Annotated in this window: 14 protein-coding genes; 9 read left to right on the forward strand and 5 right to left on the reverse strand. The window is 66.8% G+C overall.

Translation table 11 applies throughout. From position 1 onward, the window contains the following. Nucleotides 1-91: 91 nt before the first annotated feature. The 5 genes from ABZ420_RS19380 (at nucleotide 92) to ABZ420_RS19400 (ending at nucleotide 5195) form a co-directional block, all read left to right on the forward strand. Nucleotides 92-1291 (forward strand): hypothetical protein, encoded by a 1200-nt coding sequence (locus ABZ420_RS19380; protein WP_357124350.1) that lies wholly within the window; start codon nucleotides 92-94, stop codon nucleotides 1289-1291. Further along, nucleotides 1288-2517, forward strand: coding sequence for a hypothetical protein (locus ABZ420_RS19385; RefSeq protein WP_357124353.1), 1230 nt, complete (start codon nucleotides 1288-1290; stop codon nucleotides 2515-2517). Before ABZ420_RS19380 ends, ABZ420_RS19385 begins: the two co-directional genes overlap by 4 nt. An 82-nt stretch (nucleotides 2518-2599) precedes the next feature. Continuing rightward, nucleotides 2600-4129, forward strand: a complete 1530-nt coding sequence (locus ABZ420_RS19390; protein WP_357124356.1) for a protein kinase — start codon at nucleotides 2600-2602, stop codon at nucleotides 4127-4129. 409 nt (nucleotides 4130-4538) lie between these two features. Next, nucleotides 4539-4856, forward strand: coding sequence for a WXG100 family type VII secretion target (locus ABZ420_RS19395; RefSeq protein WP_039795679.1), 318 nt, complete (start codon nucleotides 4539-4541; stop codon nucleotides 4854-4856). Between the two features lie 36 nt (nucleotides 4857-4892). Next, nucleotides 4893-5195, forward strand: coding sequence for a WXG100 family type VII secretion target (locus tag ABZ420_RS19400; protein ID WP_357124359.1), 303 nt, complete (start codon nucleotides 4893-4895; stop codon nucleotides 5193-5195). Nucleotides 5196-5299: 104 nt separating this feature from the next. Here the strand turns inward: ABZ420_RS19400 and ABZ420_RS19405 are convergent, their stop codons facing one another. Continuing rightward, nucleotides 5300-6736, reverse strand: a complete 1437-nt coding sequence (locus ABZ420_RS19405) for a type VII secretion-associated protein (protein ID WP_357124362.1) — start codon at nucleotides 6734-6736, stop codon at nucleotides 5300-5302. Then, nucleotides 6736-10767 carry a type VII secretion protein EccCa gene (gene eccCa, locus ABZ420_RS19410; protein WP_357124365.1) on the reverse strand — a complete coding sequence of 1344 codons (4032 nt, stop codon included), beginning with the start codon at nucleotides 10765-10767 and terminating at the stop codon, nucleotides 6736-6738. The genes ABZ420_RS19405 and eccCa overlap by 1 nt, the downstream gene beginning before the upstream one ends. Nucleotides 10768-11012: 245 nt before the next feature. Between eccCa and eccD the strand changes: the two genes are divergently transcribed. After that, on the forward strand, nucleotides 11013-12404 hold the full coding sequence (gene eccD / locus ABZ420_RS19415) for a type VII secretion integral membrane protein EccD (RefSeq protein ID WP_357124367.1): 1392 nt from the start codon (nucleotides 11013-11015) through the stop codon (nucleotides 12402-12404). A gap of 47 nt (nucleotides 12405-12451) precedes the next feature. After that, on the forward strand, nucleotides 12452-13810 hold the full coding sequence (gene mycP / locus ABZ420_RS19420; protein WP_357124370.1) for a type VII secretion-associated serine protease mycosin: 1359 nt from the start codon (nucleotides 12452-12454) through the stop codon (nucleotides 13808-13810). A 308-nt stretch (nucleotides 13811-14118) separates the two neighbouring features. On the opposite strand, the gene ABZ420_RS19425 is transcribed toward mycP, so the two are convergent. Both ABZ420_RS19425 and eccB read right to left on the reverse strand, forming a co-directional pair. Beyond that, nucleotides 14119-14349, reverse strand: a complete 231-nt coding sequence (locus tag ABZ420_RS19425) for a hypothetical protein (RefSeq protein WP_357124373.1) — start codon at nucleotides 14347-14349, stop codon at nucleotides 14119-14121. A 94-nt stretch (nucleotides 14350-14443) separates the two neighbouring features. Further along, nucleotides 14444-15928, reverse strand: coding sequence for a type VII secretion protein EccB (gene eccB / locus ABZ420_RS19430; RefSeq protein ID WP_357124376.1), 1485 nt, complete (start codon nucleotides 15926-15928; stop codon nucleotides 14444-14446). Nucleotides 15929-16041: 113 nt separating this feature from the next. On the opposite strand from eccB, the gene eccE reads away from it, so the two are divergent. After that, complete coding sequence (gene eccE / locus ABZ420_RS19435; protein ID WP_357124379.1) at nucleotides 16042-17685, forward strand: type VII secretion protein EccE; 1644 nt, start codon at nucleotides 16042-16044, stop codon at nucleotides 17683-17685. A gap of 221 nt (nucleotides 17686-17906) precedes the next feature. Here eccE and ABZ420_RS19440 read toward each other — a convergent pair whose 3' ends face one another. Beyond that, the gene (locus ABZ420_RS19440; protein WP_357124382.1) at nucleotides 17907-18467 is read right to left on the reverse strand and encodes an NAD(P)H-dependent oxidoreductase; all 561 of its coding nucleotides are present in this window, start codon (nucleotides 18465-18467) and stop codon (nucleotides 17907-17909) included. Between the two features lie 456 nt (nucleotides 18468-18923). On the opposite strand from ABZ420_RS19440, the gene ABZ420_RS19445 reads away from it, so the two are divergent. After that, the gene (locus tag ABZ420_RS19445) at nucleotides 18924-19766 is read left to right on the forward strand and encodes an NAD(P)H-binding protein (RefSeq protein ID WP_357124385.1); all 843 of its coding nucleotides are present in this window, start codon (nucleotides 18924-18926) and stop codon (nucleotides 19764-19766) included. Nucleotides 19767-19822: the final 56 nt, after the last annotated feature.

Genomic DNA, 19822 nt, shown 5'->3' on the forward strand with positions numbered 1-19822 from the left:
GGCGCCTTCGCGATCCCGGGCCACGGGTCGGCCCACGTAGGATCCGGCGCAACTACCGCAGTCAGGGGAGGGAAGAGTGCAGCACGGCGCTATGTCCAGACCGATTCGAACCGCCTGCGCCCTGGTGCTGGCCGGCGCCGTCGCCTTGGGCGGCGGCGCGTGCGACGGCTCCGAGGCCGCGACGGAGCGGCCCGCGCAGCCCGTCGATCTGGCTCAGCTCGACGTGGGCAATTACCCGACGACGCCGCGTGCGCTCGCTACGGCGAAGAATCCCGAGCAGGCGCGCATGATCGAGGCGGAGCGGCTGGCGAACTTCGTCCCGCTGACGTCGGATATCGACCCGGCGTTCGTTTCCGCGAATCCGTCCATCGCCAAGGTGTTCATCGATCCGAAGGGTTCGCTCGGCCGCATCATGCAAGTCTCCCGCTTCGCGGAGGCCGCACCGGATTTCGTCGCCGGGTTCCTCAGCAGCGCGGGCAGCGCGCCGGACAACCGCGGCACCGACCTGGTCAACGCCGTGCTGATCTTCCCGGACGAGCAGAAGGCGGCCGCCGCGGCAGCGGCTTTGGAACGCGTCGACTTCGAGGCGAACAACCGGAACACGCCGGTGCAGATCCCGAAGTACCCCGCCGCGCATGCCCATTGGCAGCCGCAGGAACAGTCGATCGGGTCGTGGTTCGCCACCGGCAAATTCGTCATCTATACCTGGGTCTTCGACTACGTGAAGATCTTCCTGGAGAAGGTCGACCTCCCGCCGCTGCTCAACCTGGTCGAGAAGAGCCTCGACACCGTGGTCCCGGCGATCGGCCGGTTCACTCCGACCCCCGTAGACCAGCTGATGACAGCGCCGATCGATATGGACGGCATGCTCAACCGGGCTCTGCCGCGACCCCGGGAAGATTCCTGGATCGACCCGCCGGGCGCGTACACCGGCGCGGGCGCCCTGCACTTCACCACCGATTCGGCCGAGGACCGCAGGATCATCGAAGCCGCGGGGGTCGATCGGTACGCCACCGACGGGACCGATCTGTTCCGCACGCGCGACGCCGACGCCGCCGTGCAGCTGCGTGAGCAGCGCGGCGGGCTGTCGAAGAAATTCCGCGCCGCCGAGTCGCCGAAAGGCCTGCCCGCCGCGCATTGCAAGGAGTACATCGGCAACAAGACGGTGGTCGTCCGGTTCTACTGCTCGGTGGCCTACGACCGCTACACGGCGTTCGCGTGGTCGCATCAGCTGCTCGACGCGCAACAACGCATCTCCGCCCAGTACGCATTGTTGGTGAATGCCGCATGACGAAATTCCGCACCGCCGTCGCCGTGCTCGCGTGCGCGATGACCGCCGCGATCCTCACCGGCTGCGGTTCGACGATGGCGGGGACCGCGCAGCCGGGTGAGATCGACATTCGCAATCTCGACACCGGCAACTACCCCACCGAGCCGCCGAACGCGCACGACGACGACTACCAGCCGCTGTTCATCGACATGAACAAGGTCGCCGCGATGCGGCTGGCCGACCACGTCGCGTCGGCCTACGACATCGACCCCAGGATGAAGTACAGCTGGACGCCCTCCAGCATCAGCAAAGGGACGCTGCCCGGCGAACTCGGGAACCCGGCAGACCTGCGGCCGATCGCGGAACGCAACCGGATGATGTTCGGGTTCCACACCAACGGCTCGGATCAGGACATCAGCCTGATCGCGTCGGGATGGCCGTCCAAGCCCCGGCCCAATTCCACGACGGTCGGCACGATCGTCATGCAGTTCCCCGACCCGGAGCGCGCCCAGCAGGCCGCGACCGAGTTCTACGACGCCGATTTCGGCGCCTACCGCGAGCAGAACGAGCCGGTCACACTGCCGCGGCAGCCACAGGCGCGAGCGCACTGGCGTCCCGGCTCGCCTTTCCTGCGCACGATGCTCGCGCACGGCTCCTACGTAGTGGCGTTCCTCCTTTCGGCGAACGCTCCCGACCGCGCCGCCCTCGTCGCGCTGGCGGAGAAGGCGTACGACGTTCAGCTGCCCCTGCTCGACCAGCTCCCTCCGCTGACCGAAGAAGAGATGCTGCGGTTGCCCTGGGACCCCGACCATCTGCTCAGCCGCACCCTGAATCCGTCCAAGGTCCAGTCTCCGAGCTACGACGATTCGAACGCGCTGTTCGGTCTGCGCGGAATCATGCAATACACCGGAGACCTCGATTACGCGAAACAACGTTTCACAGCGATGGGCGCCGAGAAATTCGCGGCCAACGGCGACACATTGGTGATCCGCACCGCCGATGCGGAGACGGCGCGGCGGGTTGTCACGGAACGTATCACGCCCACGGTGGTGGCCCGTCCGGCCGATCCGCCGCCGCATCTGCCCGATTCGGCATGTGTGGAGAACCGGTCCGGACTATTCGACGACCGGCGATTCACCTGCGTCGTCGCGTACAAAGAATACGTCGGATTCGTCGCGGCGAATCAACTGCTGGACGCTCAGCAGCGCGCTGCCGCACAATATTCCGTTTTCGCGAACAGCCGATAATGCCGCATTTTCGTCGCACATCGGGTCGAGTATGCTGCGGGGCGAACGCCAGCGGCCCGCGTGGAGTCAGGAGATCGTGAAGATGCCGATGAGCCCCGGGACCATCGTCGGCGGGTACCGCATCCTGCGAGTGCTCGGCGCGGGCGGTATGGGCACGGTATATCTGGCCAAACATCCCAGCCTGCCCAGAACCGACGCGCTGAAGGTGCTCGGTGGCGAACTCAGCCGCGACTACGAGTTCCGCACCCGTTTCGAACGCGAAGCAAATCTCGCCGCCGGGCTCGACCATCCGAACATCGTCTCGGTCTACAACCGCGGTGAGGAACACGGCCAGTTGTGGATCGCGATGCAATACGTGGACGGCACCGATGCCGCCGCCGAACTGGCCCGTGATCCGCACGCGATGAATCCGCTGCGCGCCCTGCGTATTACGACCGAGGTCGGTAAAGGGCTCGATTACGCGCACCGCAAGGGCCTGCTGCACCGTGATGTCAAACCGGCGAATTTCCTGCTTTCCTCCCCCGCCGACGGTGAAGAAGAACGCGTCCTGCTCACGGATTTCGGCGTCGCGAAATCCAATGACGACACCACCGAACTCACCCAGACCGGCAGTTTCGTCGCCACCATCGCCTACGCCCCGCCCGAGCAGCTCACCGGCAGCCCGCTCGACCACCGCGCCGATGTCTACAGCCTCGCGTGCTCGTTCTTCAAACTGCTCACCGGACGTAACCCCTACCCGGGAACACAACCCGCACTGGTGATGATGGGCCATCTCCACGAGCCCCCGCCGCTGGCCACCGCGGTAAATCCCGGCCTTCCGCAGGCCATCGACCACGTCTTCGCCCGAGCCTTGGCGAAGAACCCGGCCGAACGATTCCACAGCTGTCGCGAATTCACCGACGCCGCCGCGAGCGCTCTCACTCCCGGCTACAACCCCGTCGCCACCAACACTTCCCCCACTTATCCGGTCCAGGTCTTCGATCCGCGGCCGGGGACCGATCCCCGAGTCGCCGTCTCCGGTCGGGTGACCGCCGCGCCCCCGCGCAAGAACTGGCTGCTCGCCGCGGCCGCCGGCATCGTGACCGTCGCCCTCGCCGCGGGAATCGGCATCTGGGCGCTGAACCGGGACGAGTCCGGCCCCGCGTCCGCGGCCGCCACGCCGAGCAGCACGGCCGTCCTGGCGCCGCTGGACCGGGCGCGGGCGGACAATCCGGTGTTCCGGGGCAAGACGATCACGATGGTGGACGTGCCACGCGGCTCGCAGGTCTCGATCTTCCTGGGTGGCACACCGCAGACGAAATTCCTGGAGGATCTCGGATTCGTCTACAACCTCGACTACGCACGTCGAGGCGACGAGGCATCGCCTCGGGAACTGACCGGCTCCACCAGACTGGAGGCCGCGGCGGACGGCTACGTGCTGGCCGTTCGCAGCGACGAAAAAGCCGGTGGCGGTGGCCTGCTCGGTCTGCCCTACCAAGTGGCGGGCACGCGCGCCACGGTGATTCCGCTGGACGATCCCGCGGCCGTCGCCGCGGTCCGCAATTGGAGCGAATCGTCCGAACAGACCCTGCTCGACCGTCTGGTACCGGTGCTGCGCAATCGCGTGAAGTGATTCGGTCACCTTCGCTGAAGCGAAGGCTTGGTTGGCTTTTCGAATTCCCGGACCACTGGTTTTCGCCATTCTGCTGGTAGCGGCGAACTTAGGCGTTCGGTAAGGTGTACCGCAGCCAGCCCACTCGCCGATCATTACAGCAGCGAGCAGGGGGAAGGAGGGGAGCCGAGCGCTGGCGTTACAAGTCATGCGGACCCGGATTGCGTCGTGGTCTTCCGAGCAGGCCCGTACGCGGCCGCCGAAATCACGGAAGAGCCGGGCCGAAGGGCGCAGGGCCCTGATCCCGTGGGGCGATGCCGAACTATTTCGAGTCGGATGGAACCGATCAGAGCCACACCGCGTCCAATCAGATGTACAGGCCAACTGAGGCTTCCGCCGTTGGCCGAGACGGGAACCGAAAGGAGCCGAAATGGCAGGACAGCTCGAAGCGAGTGAAGAGGCGATCTCGAAGTTTGTGGACAACTGCCGGCAGCGGCACCAGGATCTGCAGACCGCGATCACCGCACTGAACAGCAAGTCGGATCAGACCACCGCCACCTGGAGCGGTGCGGCGCGTCAGGCGTTCGACACCTTCATGGACAGCTACTTCGCCCAGGCGCGGAAGCTGAACGACCAGCTGGATCAGACGTCGGACAAGCTCGCCCACGCTGGACGGAAGTTCGCCGATCAGGACCAGCAGTTCGCCCAGCAGGTGGCCGCGCAGGCCTCCAGCCTGGACCTTCCCTGATCCGATGGCCGTAACACAGACAACAAGGAGCTCCACATGGTAGCGAACGATCCCGGTCGGATTGCCTCCAACTTCGGCGAGGTCGAGGCGGGCGCCCAGGCCATCGTGTCCGAGGCGCGCAGCGTCATGACCATGCTCGAGGATTTCCACAAGCAGGTCACCGACTTCGTGACGAACTACTGGAAGGGTGACGCGAACGACGCGTTCGCCTCGCTGCAGGCCCAGTGGAACACACAGGTCACGCAGCTCAACACCACGCTGGAAAGCGCGGGCAAGATGGTCAGCAGCGGAAACTCCGACCTGCAGGGCACCGACACCGCGCTGGCGGGCCTCTTCTGAGATCCCGTCTCGGCTGATTCGAGCCTCCGGTACTTTCGGTACCGGGGGCTCGAATCGTTCTGCACAGAGCTACATTCGATCAAGTACCGGCACGTCCGCGCAGGTCACGGGACGACGCGGACGGTGTCTCCGAAATGCGAGCAAGGGGCCTCCAATTGCCCCCACTCGTCTCCCGCGTATTGGCAGCCGATGCTGATCTGAATCCCGAACTCCAGCAAGACATGCCAGTGAACGGTTGATCCGTCTCCCGGATGTTCCAGGTAGGCCAAGCCGGAGCGGCCACCGAACATGACGTCGCGCTGCAAGTCGGTCAGTACCCCCGGCGGCCGCTGAGCCATCTGTGTCTCCAGCTTCGCCGCGACCTGCGCATAGCTGGACGACGCCGTCAGCGGTGCCTGCATCACCGTGATTCGCTGCCGAGCGCCGGCTTCGGGCACCAAATCGAGACGAGCACGTCCGCTATCGGGCGATTGAGTGACGCGCCAGCCGGGCGGGACGCGGAATCGAAGGCGGCCGAACGCTTCCGGTGGCGCCTCATCCGGCGGGCCGATCGGCGGCGGCGCGGCGATCGGCGATGCCGCTCCCGTGCCCGGCGCCGCTGCCGTCTCTTCACCTCCGCGACCGGACAAGACGACCGCACCGGCCACGATCAGAGCGACGACCGCGAAGGCCGCGAGGGCGACGACCGCGAAACGCGTTGTGTCGTTTCGGGGCTGCTGGGCAGCGGCGCGTTCCCGGAGCGATTGCATCCACTCGGTGGGGGCGGTCGACGCTTCGCGCCGGTCGTTCGGCTCGGCCCGACGGCCCTGGACGAGATCGGCACCGGCGACGGTACGTAGCTCGACGTCGGTGCCCGCGGTCTGATCGATCGCGGCACGGAGCAGGTCGAGTTTCGAGGAATCCGCGATAGCGACCACCTGCACGAGATCGATCGGACCGCTGTCCAGCAACCGACCGATCAGGCTGCACAAACCGGCGTATCCCGCTGAACCCGCGGTGATTTCGGCCAATGCGAGGGTCGGCTCGTATTCACAGGATTCGAGATGCACGCCGCGATGGCTGCGGATGACCGCTGAGGCCGTAGTGGCCAGCATTCCGAACTCCAGTACCAGGGTTCGCCTGCTATGACTGGTGCCCTCGTCGGACGCGACCGAACGCACCGCGATGTCCTCGAATACGACGTCCGTGGCGTGGCGGCGCGCCGCCTGATCGAGCACGCCGCGACGGCCGGCACCCCATTCGGTCGGGCAGATCAATGTCATCCGGGCACACGGGGCCTCGACACGCAGATTCTCGAGCAGACCTGCGAAAACAGCGCCCATCGCGTCCACCACCGAAGGCGTGCGTGGTGGCAGGGCGATGGCGTCGGCGGGCACGAACTGGATCACCGAACCGACCTGGGTTGGCGGCGTCAGCGGCTGCCCCACCACGAGGTCGAAATCGTTGCTGCCCAGAACAACCGAGGGCGGCATGTCCCAGTGTGTGTCGGCGCCGCGCGCCCAGATACGCGCTTCCGTGACGACGAGCTCGACCTCGGACATCAGGGCGACGGCATCCACGCCGTCTGCACCAGGCCCTCCATATTCCGGGTGACATACGTGCCTCGGCCCGGGGGCATCGGGCTCGGCCGCTTGGTGCCCATCAGGACGCCTTCGTCCTTGCTGCAGCTCAGGATCAGGCCCGCCGAGCCGAGGTCCCGCATCCTGGCCAGCGTCGCCTCGAACATCGCCCTGCTCGCACCACCCGAACGCCGGGCGATGATCACGTGGAAGCCGAGGTCCCTGGCGTGGGGCAAGTGCTCGAGCAGCGCCTGGACCGGGTTGCCCGCGGAGGTGGCGACCAAGTCGTAATCGTCGATGATGACGTACAGTTCCGGCCCGCTCCACCACGAGCGATCCCGCAACTGCTGCGGAGTGACATCCGAGCCCGGCGTGCGCTTGCTGACATAGGCGGCCAGGTCGTTCATGTTCTGGGTGAACTGCGGCGCCGTGGAACCATAGCCCGCGAGGTACCCCTCCGGGACGAGCCCGAGCATGCTGCGCCGGTAGTCGCCGAGAATGAAGCGGGCCTTGTCGGGGGTGTTGGACGCGGCGATGCCCTCGATCAGCGAGCGCAACAGCGTCGTCTTCCCCGATTCGGTGTCACCGATGATGATGAAGTGCGGGCTCTCCGCGAAGTCGATGTACACCGGCGCAAGCTCGGATTCGTTGATACCGAACGGGATCCGCAGGCACTTGACGTTCGGGTCGACCTGCGAGGGCCAATCGCCGGCCAGGTACAGCAGTTGTTCGCGCGGAAGCTGTTCGGGCAGCATGCGCACCTGCGGGGCATGACGGCCCGGTGTCAGCCTGGCGATGATGGCGACCGCGTCCGCGACGGCCTGGGTGAGGTTGGTCGGGTCGGGGGTGCCGTCGATGCGGGGCAGGCCGGTCAGCATGTGCAGGCACTCGGGGGTCATACCGCGGCCCGGCCGCCCTTGCGGGACCAGCGAGGCGAACTTGCGACCCAGATCGGAGTCCATCGGATCACCGAGGCGCAGCTCGATCCTGGTGCCGATCTGGTCCTTCAGCGCGGGCCGCGCCTCCGCCCAGCGGTTGAGCGCGATGACCACGTGCACGCCGTAGGACAGACCCTGCACGGCGAGGTTCATGATGGTCTGCTCGAGCATTTCGAAGTCCTGGCGGATCGAGCTGAAGCCGTCGATCACCAGGAACACGTCGCCGAACGGATCCTCTTGCGCCCCCGCGGCGCCCGGACTACTGGCCGGGTCCATCGCGCGCAGTCTGCGGAAGTCCGTCATCGATTCGATGCCGAGTTGCCGGAAGCGCGCCTCGCGCTGCCGGACGATGGTGGTCATCTCCGCGATGGTGCGCCGGACCTGGTCCTCGTCCAATCGGCTGGCGACCGAGCCGACGTGCGGCAACCCTTGCAGGCTCGACATGGTGCCGCCACCGAAGTCGAGACAGTAGAACTGCACCTGCTCGGCGGTGTGCGTCAACGACATCGCCATGATGAGGGTGCGCAGCGCCGTCGATTTACCGGACTGCGGACCGCCGACGATGGCGACATTGCCGCGGGCGCCGGACAGATCGATGACCATCGGGTCGCGGCGCTGGTCGTAAGGCCGGTCGACGATGCCGATCGGAGCACGCAGCGTGGACACCGCGGAGTACTCGCCGGTGAGGATGGAGCGCGGGAGGAGTTGGTCGAGCGTCGGTGCCTCGTCCAGCGGCGGCAACCAGATCTCGTGCGCCGGGCGGCCGTGGCCGCGGATCCGGGAGACCAGCATGTTCAGGTTGGACAGCTGCTCGCCGTCCTCGTCCTGCTCCGGCTCGAGGCTCGGTTCGGGCGGCAGCGGAACGCGGTCCGCCGCGCGGAAATCGACATGCGTCGCGGTGAACGGCCGTGCCTTGACGTCGATCTCGCCGGACTGCGTGGCCACGATCATGTCGCGCTGCGAGCCACCGCCGACGTACTGGCCGGAGACATAGGAAGCCTGGAAGCGCTGGATCTCGCCGGAGTCCGCCTTCAGGTAGCCGCCACCGGGGTTGTTCGGCAGGTTGTAGGCATCCGGCACACCGAGCACCTGGCGGGACTCGTTGGCGGAGAACGTCTTCAGGCCGATGCGGTAGGACAGATGGGCCTCCAGGCCCTTGAGCTTGCCTTCTTCCAGGCGCTGCGAGGCGAGCAGCAGATGCACGTGCAGCGAGCGGCCGAGGCGGCCGATCATGACGAACAGCTCCGCGAAATCCGGGTGCTGGGTGAGCAGTTCGGAGAACTCGTCGAGCACCACGAACAGCGCGGGCAGCGGATCCAGGTCTGCGCCGGCCGCCCTGGCCTTCTCGTACTCGGAGACGTTGGCGAAGTTGCCCGCGGCCCGCAGCACTTCCTGGCGGCGGTTCATCTCACCGGCCAGGGCGTCCTTCATGCGGTCGACGAGGTCGGCCTCTTCCTCCAGGTTGGTGATGACGGCGGCGACGTGCGGAACACCCTCCAGGCCGAGGAACGTCGCGCCGCCTTTGAAGTCGACCAGCACCAGGTTCAACTGGTCGGGTGAGTGCGTGGCCAGCAGGCTGAGCACCAGGGTGCGCAGGAACTCCGACTTACCGGAACCGGTGGCGCCGATGCACAGACCGTGCGGGCCCATGCCGTTCTCGGCGGCCTCCTTGATGTCCAGCTCGACCGGAAGGCCGTCGGCGCCCACCCCGAACGGCACGCGCAGGCGTTCGCGTCCGTAGCGCGGCCGCCAAGCGTGTTCCGGGTTGAACGCGCCGATGTCGCCGAGACCCATCAGCTGGCTCCAGGTCGAGATCACCTCGGAGTCGTCGTTTTCCACGTCGCTACTGCGCTGCGTGGCCGCACGGTAGGGCGCGAGCCTGCGCGCCACCTGCTGTGCCTGCTCGGGGCTGATCCGGTCGATCAGTGCGAAGCGCTCCTGATTGCCGGTGGCGCCACGGCCGACGCACTCGCCGTTCTCGACGATCATCTTGATGCCGCGCGACACCGCCAAGCGCGGCGCGTAACCACACAGGTCGATGATGGTGACGCCCTCGTAGCCGGACTCGCGCAGCTGATCGTCCTCGGCCTCGAGCAGACCGCCGTCCACCACGAAGACGATGTGCACCATGTTCGCGTTGGCCGGCTGGTTGCGCGAGTACCTGACCCGATTGCCGAGCAACGGATGCAACCCGGCCATGGCCTCCCGGATCGAACCGTAGAACATGCGCTCGGTGCCGATGCCGTCCTGCGCGTCGGGATGCTGGGTGTGCGGGAGCCACTTGGTCCACTCCCACTCCTGCGCGGTGTCCGGTCCGCAGACGACCGCGACGAGCACCTGGTCCGGCGCCTGGAACATGCACAGCTGCACCAGCATCGCGCGGGTCATATCGCGCGCCTGCGCCCGGTCGCCGTCCAGCGCGATGGTGGCGAAGCCCTTGACCGCGATGGCGGTCGGCAGGTCGGGCACGGTCGAATGGGCGCGCACGAAGCGGCGCAGCGAGACGGCGGCGATCGGCTCGAGTTCCTCGACCGGGCCGGTCTCGGGGGCGACCAGCCTGGTGGCCAGGCGCTGCCCGCCGAGACCGATGCGGGCATGGCAGAAGTCCTTGTCCCCCGCCCGTCGTTCCCACATGCGGCTGGTGCCTGCGAGCATCCAGACCAGTCCCGGCTCCGGGTGGCTCCATTCGACGGAAGCCCGTTGCTGCGCGGCGGTCTCGTCGACGTCCTTACGAACCTGGTCGAGGTAACGCAGGTAATCCTTGCGGTCCTCGTTCGCCTCGGCGGCCTTCTGCCCCTTACCTCCGCCCTGACCGGCGAACATGCCGACCATCGAGAACATCATCATGAGCGGGAACATCATGCTCATCGGGTTGGAAGCGATACCGCCGCCCTGGGTGAACAGCAACGCCATCATGCCGACCATGCCGATCACCATCACGACGGGCATGAGCTTCATGACGAGGTTTCCCGGTGTGACCCGGGGGATTTCGGGCGGGGGCTGCAGCGTGACCTCGCCACCGGGTGTTCGAGGCATCTCGCGGCGCGCACGGCGCTGGAAGCGGACAGTGCTCATCGACGAGATTCCCCCTTCGGCCAGCTGTGATCCGGCCTCAGTGTAGAGGTCACAGCCGACATGTCGTACAGTTCGACCAGCATTCTGCTGCCCGGACCGTGGGTTCGCAAGCTCGCCCCCGGCCTGCGGGGCCGCGGAATCACGAGGTAGAAGACCGAGTTGGGGGAAGCTTGACGCACGCGCGACTTGACCACATCGACGAAGAATCTTCGCGCGGTATCGTCCGCGCACCCGACCTCGCGCGGGTGACGATTCTGGCCAAGCACACTCAGGTCGACATGGCCATACCGGTCGACGTGCCGGTCGCGCTGGTGATTCCGAGTGTGGTCGACATGGTCGCCCAGCACAGCCGCAGCAACGATTTCGACAACGAGGGCGAGCGTTACGAGCCCGCGGAATGGGTGCTCGCCCGGATCGGCCATCCGCCGTTCTCGAACTCGCTCAGTCTCGGCGAGCACGGTGTGCGCGACGGCGAACTGCTCATGTTGGAAAGCGCCTCGCACACCGCGCCGACACCGCTGTTCGACGACATCATGTACAACGTCGCGATCGCCGACACCGACCACTACCGCAGCTGGACGCCGCGAATCGCGCGGATCACCGGCTCGGCGCTCGCGGCGATCACCATGATGGTCGGCTGCCTGGGTCTGCTGCTGTCCCCCGGCTCGCTGCCGATCGGGGTGGGCGGCTCGATCGCGCTGATTGTCGCGATTCTGCTCGTCGTGAGCGCGATGGTGCTGAGCAGGATGTACGGCGACACCGGCACCGCACTGGTGCTCGGCGGGTGCGCGCTGCCCCCCGCGTTCAGCGCGGGCATGCTCTTCGTGCCGGACGATTACGGCTGGGCGCACATCCTGCTCGGATCGGTTCTCGCGGGGGCGACGGCGATCCTGGCCTGGCGGGTCATCGGCGTCGGTCTCGCGTTGTTCATCGGCGTGGCCACGCTCGCGACATACGCGGTGCCCGCGGCGCTGGTCGGCCTGCTCACCGACCATCCGGAGCGCGCGATCGGCGCGGGCGCGGCGGCGCTCGGCCTCGGCGGGCTCTCCCTGGCGCCCCGGGTGTCCATGCTGCTGGCGAAACTGCCGCTGCCCCCGGTCCCTTCGCCGGGCACCCCCATCGATCCCACCGAGGACGACCCGGACGATCACCGCGCGCTGCCGACCATGGAGGCGCTGCGGGTGAAGTCCGAACACGCCCGCAAGTACCTCGCGGGCCTGGTCGCGGCGACCACGCTGGTCACCGCCGCGGGCGCGATCGCCGCCACCGACCCGGCCTCCGACGACCCGTACTGGCAGGGCATCGCGCTCGCACTGGTCTGCGCGGCGGTGCTGATGTTCCGCAGCCGCACCTACGCGGGTGCGGAGCAGGCCGTCGTGCTCATCGCCGGTGGCGCGGGCATCGTGCTGATCATGCTGGTGGGCGCCGGTTTCGCGATGCACCAGCCGCTGGCCGTCTTCGGCGCGGCGATGGTGGTCCTGGTCGCGGCGCTGATCCTCGGCATCATCATCCCGAACCAGTCGGCCACCCCGCCGATGCGCCGCGGCGTCGAACTGCTCGAGTACACGTTCGTCGCCGCGGTACTGCCGCTGGTCTTCTGGGTGACGGATCTCTACGCCCTCGTTCGCGGGCTGTGAACCGGGCGCTGCGCACCGGGGCGGCCGCCGCGGTGCTGTCTTTGAGCATGTCGTTCGGAGTGGGTGCGAGCCAAGGCATTGCCTACGCCGATCGGCCACCGCCGGTGGATCCCGGACAACTGCCCGCGGGGGACCCCGCACGGCCGCTGGACAAGACCGAGCGTCCGGGCAACACGCCGTGCTATTCGACCCAGCAGGGTGGCGACGGTCCCGCCGCTCCCGCACCACAGCGCTCGCTCGACCTGCCGCACGCATGGGAGTTCTCCCGGGGCGAGGGCCAGCTCGTCGCTGTGATCGATACGGGCGTCGCTCGTCACCCCCGCCTGCCCGATCTGGAGGCGGGCGGCGACTTCGTGGCCGACGGCGGCGATGGAGTCAGCGAGGACTGCGATGCGCACGGCACCGTGGTTGCCGGGATTATTGCCGCCAAGCCGCAAGCGGGACAAGGCTTTTCGGGCGTGGCACCTGAAGCGAGAATTCTGTCGATCCGCCAGACCAGCGCGTTGTACGACTACGCGAACCGGCAGGATAGGAAGCCGGAAGATTCGCCTCAGGGCTACGGCAGGGTGGATGCACTCGCCGCCGCGATCCGGCGCGCCGCCGACCGGCACGCTTCGGTCATCAACATCTCGCTCGTCTCCTGCGTGCCCAGTGGCGTGAGCTTCGGCGACGGAGCGGTCGGCGCCGCCGTGCGCTACGCCACCTTGGAAATGGACGCCGTCGTGGTGGCCGCGGCGGGCAATACCGACGACAAATGCAAGGCGAGCAATCCTGGGATCGATCCGCTGAACCCGACCGATGATCCGTGGAACCACGTGACCACCAACGTCACGCCCGCACGCTACGACGATTACGTCCTGTCCGTCGGTTCGATCGACCAGAACGGCGCGCCGTCGAGTTTCACCGTGCCGGGCCCATGGGTCGGGGTGGCCGCACCGGGTGAGGACATCGTCTCGCTGGACCCGCGCGGAACCGGCACCATCACAGGAAAATACAACAACCAAAGCCTCGTGCCGCTCAAGGGGACGAGCTTTGCCGCGCCGTATGTTTCCGGGGTCGTCGCCTTGGTCCGCGCTCATTTTCCCGAACTCAGAGCACTCGACGTGATCAAACGTATCCAGGCCACAGCTCATGCCCCGGGCGAAGGCTGGAACCCTTATGTCGGTTACGGTGCGATCGATCCGGTCGCCGCGCTGACCGCCGAAGTGCCGAAAACGCTTCCGCCGAAGCGACCCGCGGCAGCCCAGAGTGTGCAATTGCAGGTTCCGTCACCACCCCCGCCGCCCGACAACCGCGCCCGCAACGTGGCGTTGATCGGCAGTGGCAGCGTCGCGGCACTCCTTGTCCTCGGCGTGCTCGCGTCGTTCCCGATCCGCCGCAGATTCGGCGTCCGCTCGGACCAGTGAGAGTTTCTCACCACATGATCGAACGACTGTGGCCCGTCGACTGACGGGCCACAGTCCCTACGAATCGCTCGCCTTGGTGGTCAGGTATTCGACTACGCGAAAATACCCTCGTCTGAAACTTATTCCGTTTTCGGTGTCATGGCCAGAAGCACCCACCGGCAATCGGTTCCCTCAGGGGCGGAAACACCTGACAGGAAGCGTCGCGCGCGAAATGAGACACACCATGATCAACGGCACATTGCTGCACTATTCTCGACAACAGGTTTCGACCATGTGCCGTTGATCTTGGACGAGGTGACGGGGTGGGCTTACTGCCCGCGTGCGGGCTCCAGTTTGTAGTACCCGTAACCGTCTTCGACGCAGACCGCTTCCTTGCCGTACATCTGCCGGAAGCTGTCCTTGCCCGTCGTCATGCATTCCTTGTAGGTCATGCCGTGCTTGGTACGCATCGGTGCGGCGGTAGCGGTCGATGTGGCGACAGTGCCGACCACGGTTGCTGCGGTGATACCGATCGCGAAGGCGAACATGGTTCGCTTCATGGGTGAATCCCTCCCTTATCTGTGGCGAAACTCCCTTTCGCCAACTCGGAGGGTACCGGAATCGACACCACAGGCCAATTCGGGGAACTCGGCCTCAATTCTGGTTTTTTAAGAGTTCCTTCGCGGGGTTCGCATCCGGCGCGACACCGTCGTGAGCCACCATCGCCTCCTGACGGCCGAGGGTGGGACCCGATGCGAGCAGGCCGACGATCGGCCATGGAGCGAGTTCGGGTTGCTTTACTCCCGACTCCGTACTCATACCGAGGGCTTTGACCGCGTCGGCATCCTTGATGCCGTACCGGACGCCGGTATCGGCGATATAGAACAGACTGTCCTTACGCTGGCTATCCGGCTCGATGCCGGTGCCCTGTACGAATGCGCCGGAACCGGGCTTGAAATAGACCGAGTCCACTTTCGGACCATCTCCGTCGGCCTGGGCCAGCGGAACGAGACGGGCGTCACCAGGCATCGGCAGACCGACGCCGATGATCAACGATAGCTTCGCGTGATTACCACCGCCGCCCTCCGCGGCGGCGATCGGTTCCCACGACAGACAGCTGGTGGGACGATCCTTTATCTGCGCCAGCGACGGCGGGGTGGCCGGATAGTGTTCTACAGACAGCGCTGTCGATACAGGCGATTCGCTCTTGTCGTATGGGGTGATCGTGGGGTTGCGCCCCGCGGCCGGATCAGAATTCAGAATGATGTTCGCGGTGAGCTGGGAAATCTCTTGGCGACCATCGTGAAGGACCACGTAATACTGCTGCGATCCAGGCTCATGCACTACTTCACCGATCTTGTGGTCACCGATCCGGTACCCGGGCTGCCCCCCTCGATCGTCGATGTGCGGCACCTCGATCCGCTGCACCTCGGGAATCGCGTTGAGCAGGCCCTCGCTGATCGGCCGCGGTGCCACATTGCGAATGCCCAGCGCCTCGGTCACGGCGTTGCTGTTCATGTCAATGCGGGCGCGCTTGTTGTCGTAGACGAGGTAGGTGGCGTCCTTGCCCTTGACGAGCAGGGCGTTACCCGACTCCATCGCCGAAGCCTTGGCTCCCAGTTCGACGTCGCCGATGAGCACCGAAGTGGTGGTCTTGTTGGTGCCGTCGAGCTGGAGGGTGTCACACACCGTCCACGCCCGCCCCTTGCCCTCCTTGTCGAAGTGCAGCGAGCCGGGAGCGCCTGGAATGCCGATCAATTGGCCGCGCGGCTTCTTTCCGAGCTCGGACTCCTTCACGGTCGCGGGCTTGGCCGCCTCGCCCGCGGCGAGGCGGGCCGAGGCGAGGTTGAGGGCCGGGTGCACCACGTCGTCGATCACCACGTAGACGGCGCCGGAGTCCTTGCCGATCAGGATCTTGTTGTCGTCGCCGATCTTGCCCTGGGGACGAAGCAACGCGAGCACGCCGCAGCCTGCCAGGACGACACACGCCAGGATCAGTCCCGCCGCGTACGCGCGGGACTGGGATCGCATGGGGTCGTGCAGCATTCGCACGTCCCGGCGCACCAAGGCGTGCTCCATCCGCCGGACCAGAAAGCGGTAGCCGCTCACCTGCCAGCGTGTGGTGGGTTTTGAAGGCATTATTCCTCCCCCGAACAGTGCTCACGTTCGCGGAACACAGTACAGTTCCCAAGGACTCTTGTTCAGCTCGGCCACAGTGAACCGGCCGATATCGGGTACTTTGGGGGACGAGGATGGCGGAACCGGCAGGTGCGGGACCACGACCGCTTCTCGGGCGCGTCTCGATGCAGAACCTGCTGATCGCGCAGATCATCGGGCTGATCGCCGGAGTCGTCGCGCTGTTCGCCGGGCTGCCCGGACTTCCCGCGTTCGCCGTGGCGGTCGTCGTCGCGTCGATCCCGCTGGTTCCCGTCGCCAAACGCACCCTGCTGGACTGGATCGCCACGTATTGGCGCTATCTCACCCATCGTGACTACGAGCTCGGCGACACCGTCGACTTCCGCGGCACGGACGGACGTTCGCTCGGCCTGTACTGGGACGGCAGCCGCGTGGTGACGGTGGTCGAGGTGCTGCCCCCGCCAGGCGGGCTGACCAGGATCGCCCGCACCACGGTGCACGCCTCGCACCTGCTTCCGCTCGCCGAGCTGGCGAAATGCTTGAACCAGCACGACATCCTGCTCAACGGCATCGACATCATCAGCCACGGGCACCGCAGCCGTTCCGGCACACCAGCTGGCAAGATCTACGAATCGCTGCTCGGCCCGCTGCCCGCCACCGCCCACCGCACGGTGTGGCTCGCGATCGGTTTCGACGCGGTGGCCTGCCCGGAGGCCGCGGACCGGCGCGGCGGCGGAGCGGAAGGCGCCTCGCGCGCTGTCACCATCGCCACGCAGCGGATCATGCGCACACTCGAGGACGCCGACTGCAACGCCCGCATCCTGACGGCGCCCGAGATTCGCAAAGCGGTCCTGCAGATCACCGGTGGCTACGACCCGCGCACGCTCGAACACCGCTGGCGCTACGCCGAAATCGGCAACAACGTGAACATCGGCAGCGCCGTGGATCCCAAGCGGCTCGCGTCCGATCTGCTCGCCCAGCTCTGGGTGGCTCCCTCGCGCGGAACGACGGTGGCGGTGCGGCTGCGCCCCGGCAGTTCGGCCGACTCGGTGAGCATCGGCGCCGCATGGCGGCTGACCGCGCGGGAGCTGCCGGAACGGTCCGAGTTGCCGGGCATGATCTCGATGAACGGACGCCACCGCGACGGGCTGCTGGCCCATCTGCCGCTCGCGGTTCCCGGTGTGGACGACACCGTCCCGATGATCGAGCACCTGATCGACATCGTCGACGATCTGCACCTGCCCTCCTCCGGCTGCGGCCAGCTGATCGGGTCGGACGACGAGGGAAACGGTGTCGCGGTCCGCATCGTCGGCGCGGGCATTTCGACGGTGTACGTCGCGGGCGAGCTGTATCTGGCGCAGCAGTTGGTGTTCCGCGCGCTCGCGGTCGGCGAACGGATCCTGATCCGCACCGATCGTGCGCGGGCATGGGAGAACCTGGTCACCACGATCGGCAATCCGGAGCGGCTGACCATCGCGGCCGAAACACACCAGTCCGACGCGGGTTTCACCGCCACGGTGGTGGACGGGGTACTCGCGCCCGCCCCGCACGCGGGCGTCACCACCATCTATGTCACGGGTGATCCGATGGGCTGGCCCGCCAGCCGTCCCGACTTGGCCATCCACCAGCCCGGCGCGATCGGCAACCATGTGGTGCTGCGCACCGGCACCGCGCAGGTCGACCTGACCCTGGTGTCCATTCCCAGTGAAGCCACCTACATCGGTCAGCCGCGCGGCCGTCGGGCAATGCAACCGCAATAGACCGCGCGAGTCTCCGTGCCCGAAAGAATTCGACGCCGACTCACTCGGTGGCGACATTCGTTTGACGCTTCCAAATCGGAAGCTGATGTCTGGCAAGGCGGCTCGAGATCAGGGCCGTCCTGTTTGCGACCTGGCGCTGGTATCGGTTTCCGTTTGCGACCTGGCGCTGGTATCGGTTTCCGACGAGCCGACCACATCGGTCGGGCCGTGCCCGGTAGCGGTCAACCGGGATACGGGTCGGCAGCGCGAGCGGATCGCAAAGTGCGTGCCCACCATCCTAATTGGCGCAACATTCGTTCCGCCGCGTCGATGGCGGCGCCGTCACGAGTCTCGCCCGTTTCATCGAACGACTTCTTGGCCTGGTGGAAGCTGACCGTCTCGCGCACCGACACCATGTGGATTTCGGCGACGACCTGGCGTAGTTGCTCTACCGCACGCAGCCCCCCGGAAAGTCCGCCGTAGGAAACGAAAGCGATGGGTTTCGCGCGCCACTCGTGCTTCGCGGTGTCGAAGGCCGTCTTCAGCGACGCCGGATAGCCGTGGTTGTACTCGGAGGTGACGACGACGAAAGCGTCGGCCTGCCGCAGACGCGCGCGATAGGCCACGGTCTCGTCGTTCTCGGTGAGTTCCACCGGCAACGGTGTGTGCGCGAGATCGATGACACCGGTGTCGAATTCGGGATGGGCGCGCACCGTACGCAGGAACCAGTCCGCGACTACCGGCGCGAACCGCTCCGGACGCACACTGGCCACGATGACCTCGAGCCGTAACGGAGTATCCACCGCGCGAGCCTAACTCGGGACCTGTCGACCGCCGGGCACCGCCGCGCGCGGAACACCCCGCGAGCCGGGCTTGCCACCGTTGCAGGGCCACCACTGAGTACCGATACGCAAGTCGCAATTCGCCCGGCACGGACGTACACAGAAGAGTTGCCGCGAACCGCCTTCCCGGCAGTGGCGAATACCCGGTCCCCAATACAGCGGATACGCTTTGGCGGATCAGACCCCTACCCTTCGCGCGGCAGTGGACATCCCGAACGAGCACAGCGTTGAGCAGGCGCTGAAGGCGACTACACAACTGGACCAGCGAGCGTCCGATTCCGCGTATATCCCTCACGCGACGACATCGGCCCAACCAAGTCCATCGAGCCGAGCATTGCCCGTTCGCGGCCCGGCTCGCAATAAGCGGGTCGCGGAACACGGTGCTCCGCCGAACTGGAAGACGAAGACGGAGACGAAATGATCCTGGTAACCGGCGCCACCGGCAATGTCGGCGCGGAACTGGTGCGGACCCTCACCGGGTCGGGCGAGCAGGTGCGAGCACTGGTGCGCGACCCCGCCAAGGCGACGCTCCCGCCGGGCGCCGAGGCCGTCACCGGCGATCTGAATCGCCCGGAGACGCTGGCCGACGCACTGGACGGCGTGGATGGAATATTCCTGCTCCCCGGCTACGACAACCTGCCGGACCTGCTGGAACGCGCGAACAAGGCCGGGGTGCGCCGGGTCGCGCTGCTCTCCGGCGGTTCGGCCGCGCTGCGGGACATGGACAACGCCGTATCCCGCTACATGACGCTGTCCGAGGACGCGGTGCGCGCCTCCGAACTGAGCTGGACCCTGCTGCGCCCGCGGTCGTTCATGTCGAACGCGCTGCGCTGGTTGCCGCAACTCGCCGCGGGCGACGTCGTCCGCGTGGAGTTTCCCCGAGTCCGGGTCGGCGCGATCGACCCCGCCGACATCGCGGCGGTCGCGGCCGCGGCGCTCACGCGAGACGAACTCGCCGGGCAGGTGCTCGAGCTCACCGGCCCGCAGGCGCTGCGACCGGCGGAACAGGTCGCTGTGCTCGCCGCGGTGCTGAACCGGCCGCTCGTGGCACACGAACTCAGCGACGCGGAGACCGAGGCCGAACTGGCCGCCACCATGCCGAGGGAGTACGTCGACGCGTTCCTCGGCTTCTTCGTCGAGGGCACGCTGGACGAGGCGACGCTCTACCCGACCGTCGAGCAGGTGACCGGCCGATCGCCGCGCACCTTCGAACAGTGGGCGACCGACAACGCCGAAGCCTTCGCGCCGACACCGAGCTGACGGCTTCCGGCCGAGCCGATACAGCATGGTCGAGGCCACCTCGCCCCGAGCGTGGA

Source organism: Nocardia sp. NPDC005745, assembly GCF_040630775.1.
Lineage (GTDB): Bacteria > Actinomycetota > Actinomycetes > Mycobacteriales > Mycobacteriaceae > Nocardia.

Coding starts and splice junctions, on each gene's coding strand:
- mycP (WP_357124370.1), top strand. CDS start 12,452: ATGTCGTTCGGAGTGGGTGCGAGCCAAGGCATTGCCTACGCCGATCGG.
- ABZ420_RS19400 (WP_357124359.1), top strand. CDS start 4,893: ATGGTAGCGAACGATCCCGGTCGGATTGCCTCCAACTTCGGCGAGGTC.
- ABZ420_RS19445 (WP_357124385.1), top strand. CDS start 18,924: ATGATCCTGGTAACCGGCGCCACCGGCAATGTCGGCGCGGAACTGGTG.
- ABZ420_RS19395 (WP_039795679.1), top strand. CDS start 4,539: ATGGCAGGACAGCTCGAAGCGAGTGAAGAGGCGATCTCGAAGTTTGTG.
- ABZ420_RS19405 (WP_357124362.1), bottom strand. CDS start 6,736: ATGTCCGAGGTCGAGCTCGTCGTCACGGAAGCGCGTATCTGGGCGCGC.
- eccCa (WP_357124365.1), bottom strand. CDS start 10,767: ATGAGCACTGTCCGCTTCCAGCGCCGTGCGCGCCGCGAGATGCCTCGA.
- eccE (WP_357124379.1), top strand. CDS start 16,042: ATGGCGGAACCGGCAGGTGCGGGACCACGACCGCTTCTCGGGCGCGTC.
- ABZ420_RS19425 (WP_357124373.1), bottom strand. CDS start 14,349: ATGAAGCGAACCATGTTCGCCTTCGCGATCGGTATCACCGCAGCAACC.
- ABZ420_RS19390 (WP_357124356.1), top strand. CDS start 2,600: ATGCCGATGAGCCCCGGGACCATCGTCGGCGGGTACCGCATCCTGCGA.
- ABZ420_RS19380 (WP_357124350.1), top strand. CDS start 92: ATGTCCAGACCGATTCGAACCGCCTGCGCCCTGGTGCTGGCCGGCGCC.
- ABZ420_RS19385 (WP_357124353.1), top strand. CDS start 1,288: ATGACGAAATTCCGCACCGCCGTCGCCGTGCTCGCGTGCGCGATGACC.
- eccB (WP_357124376.1), bottom strand. CDS start 15,928: ATGCCTTCAAAACCCACCACACGCTGGCAGGTGAGCGGCTACCGCTTT.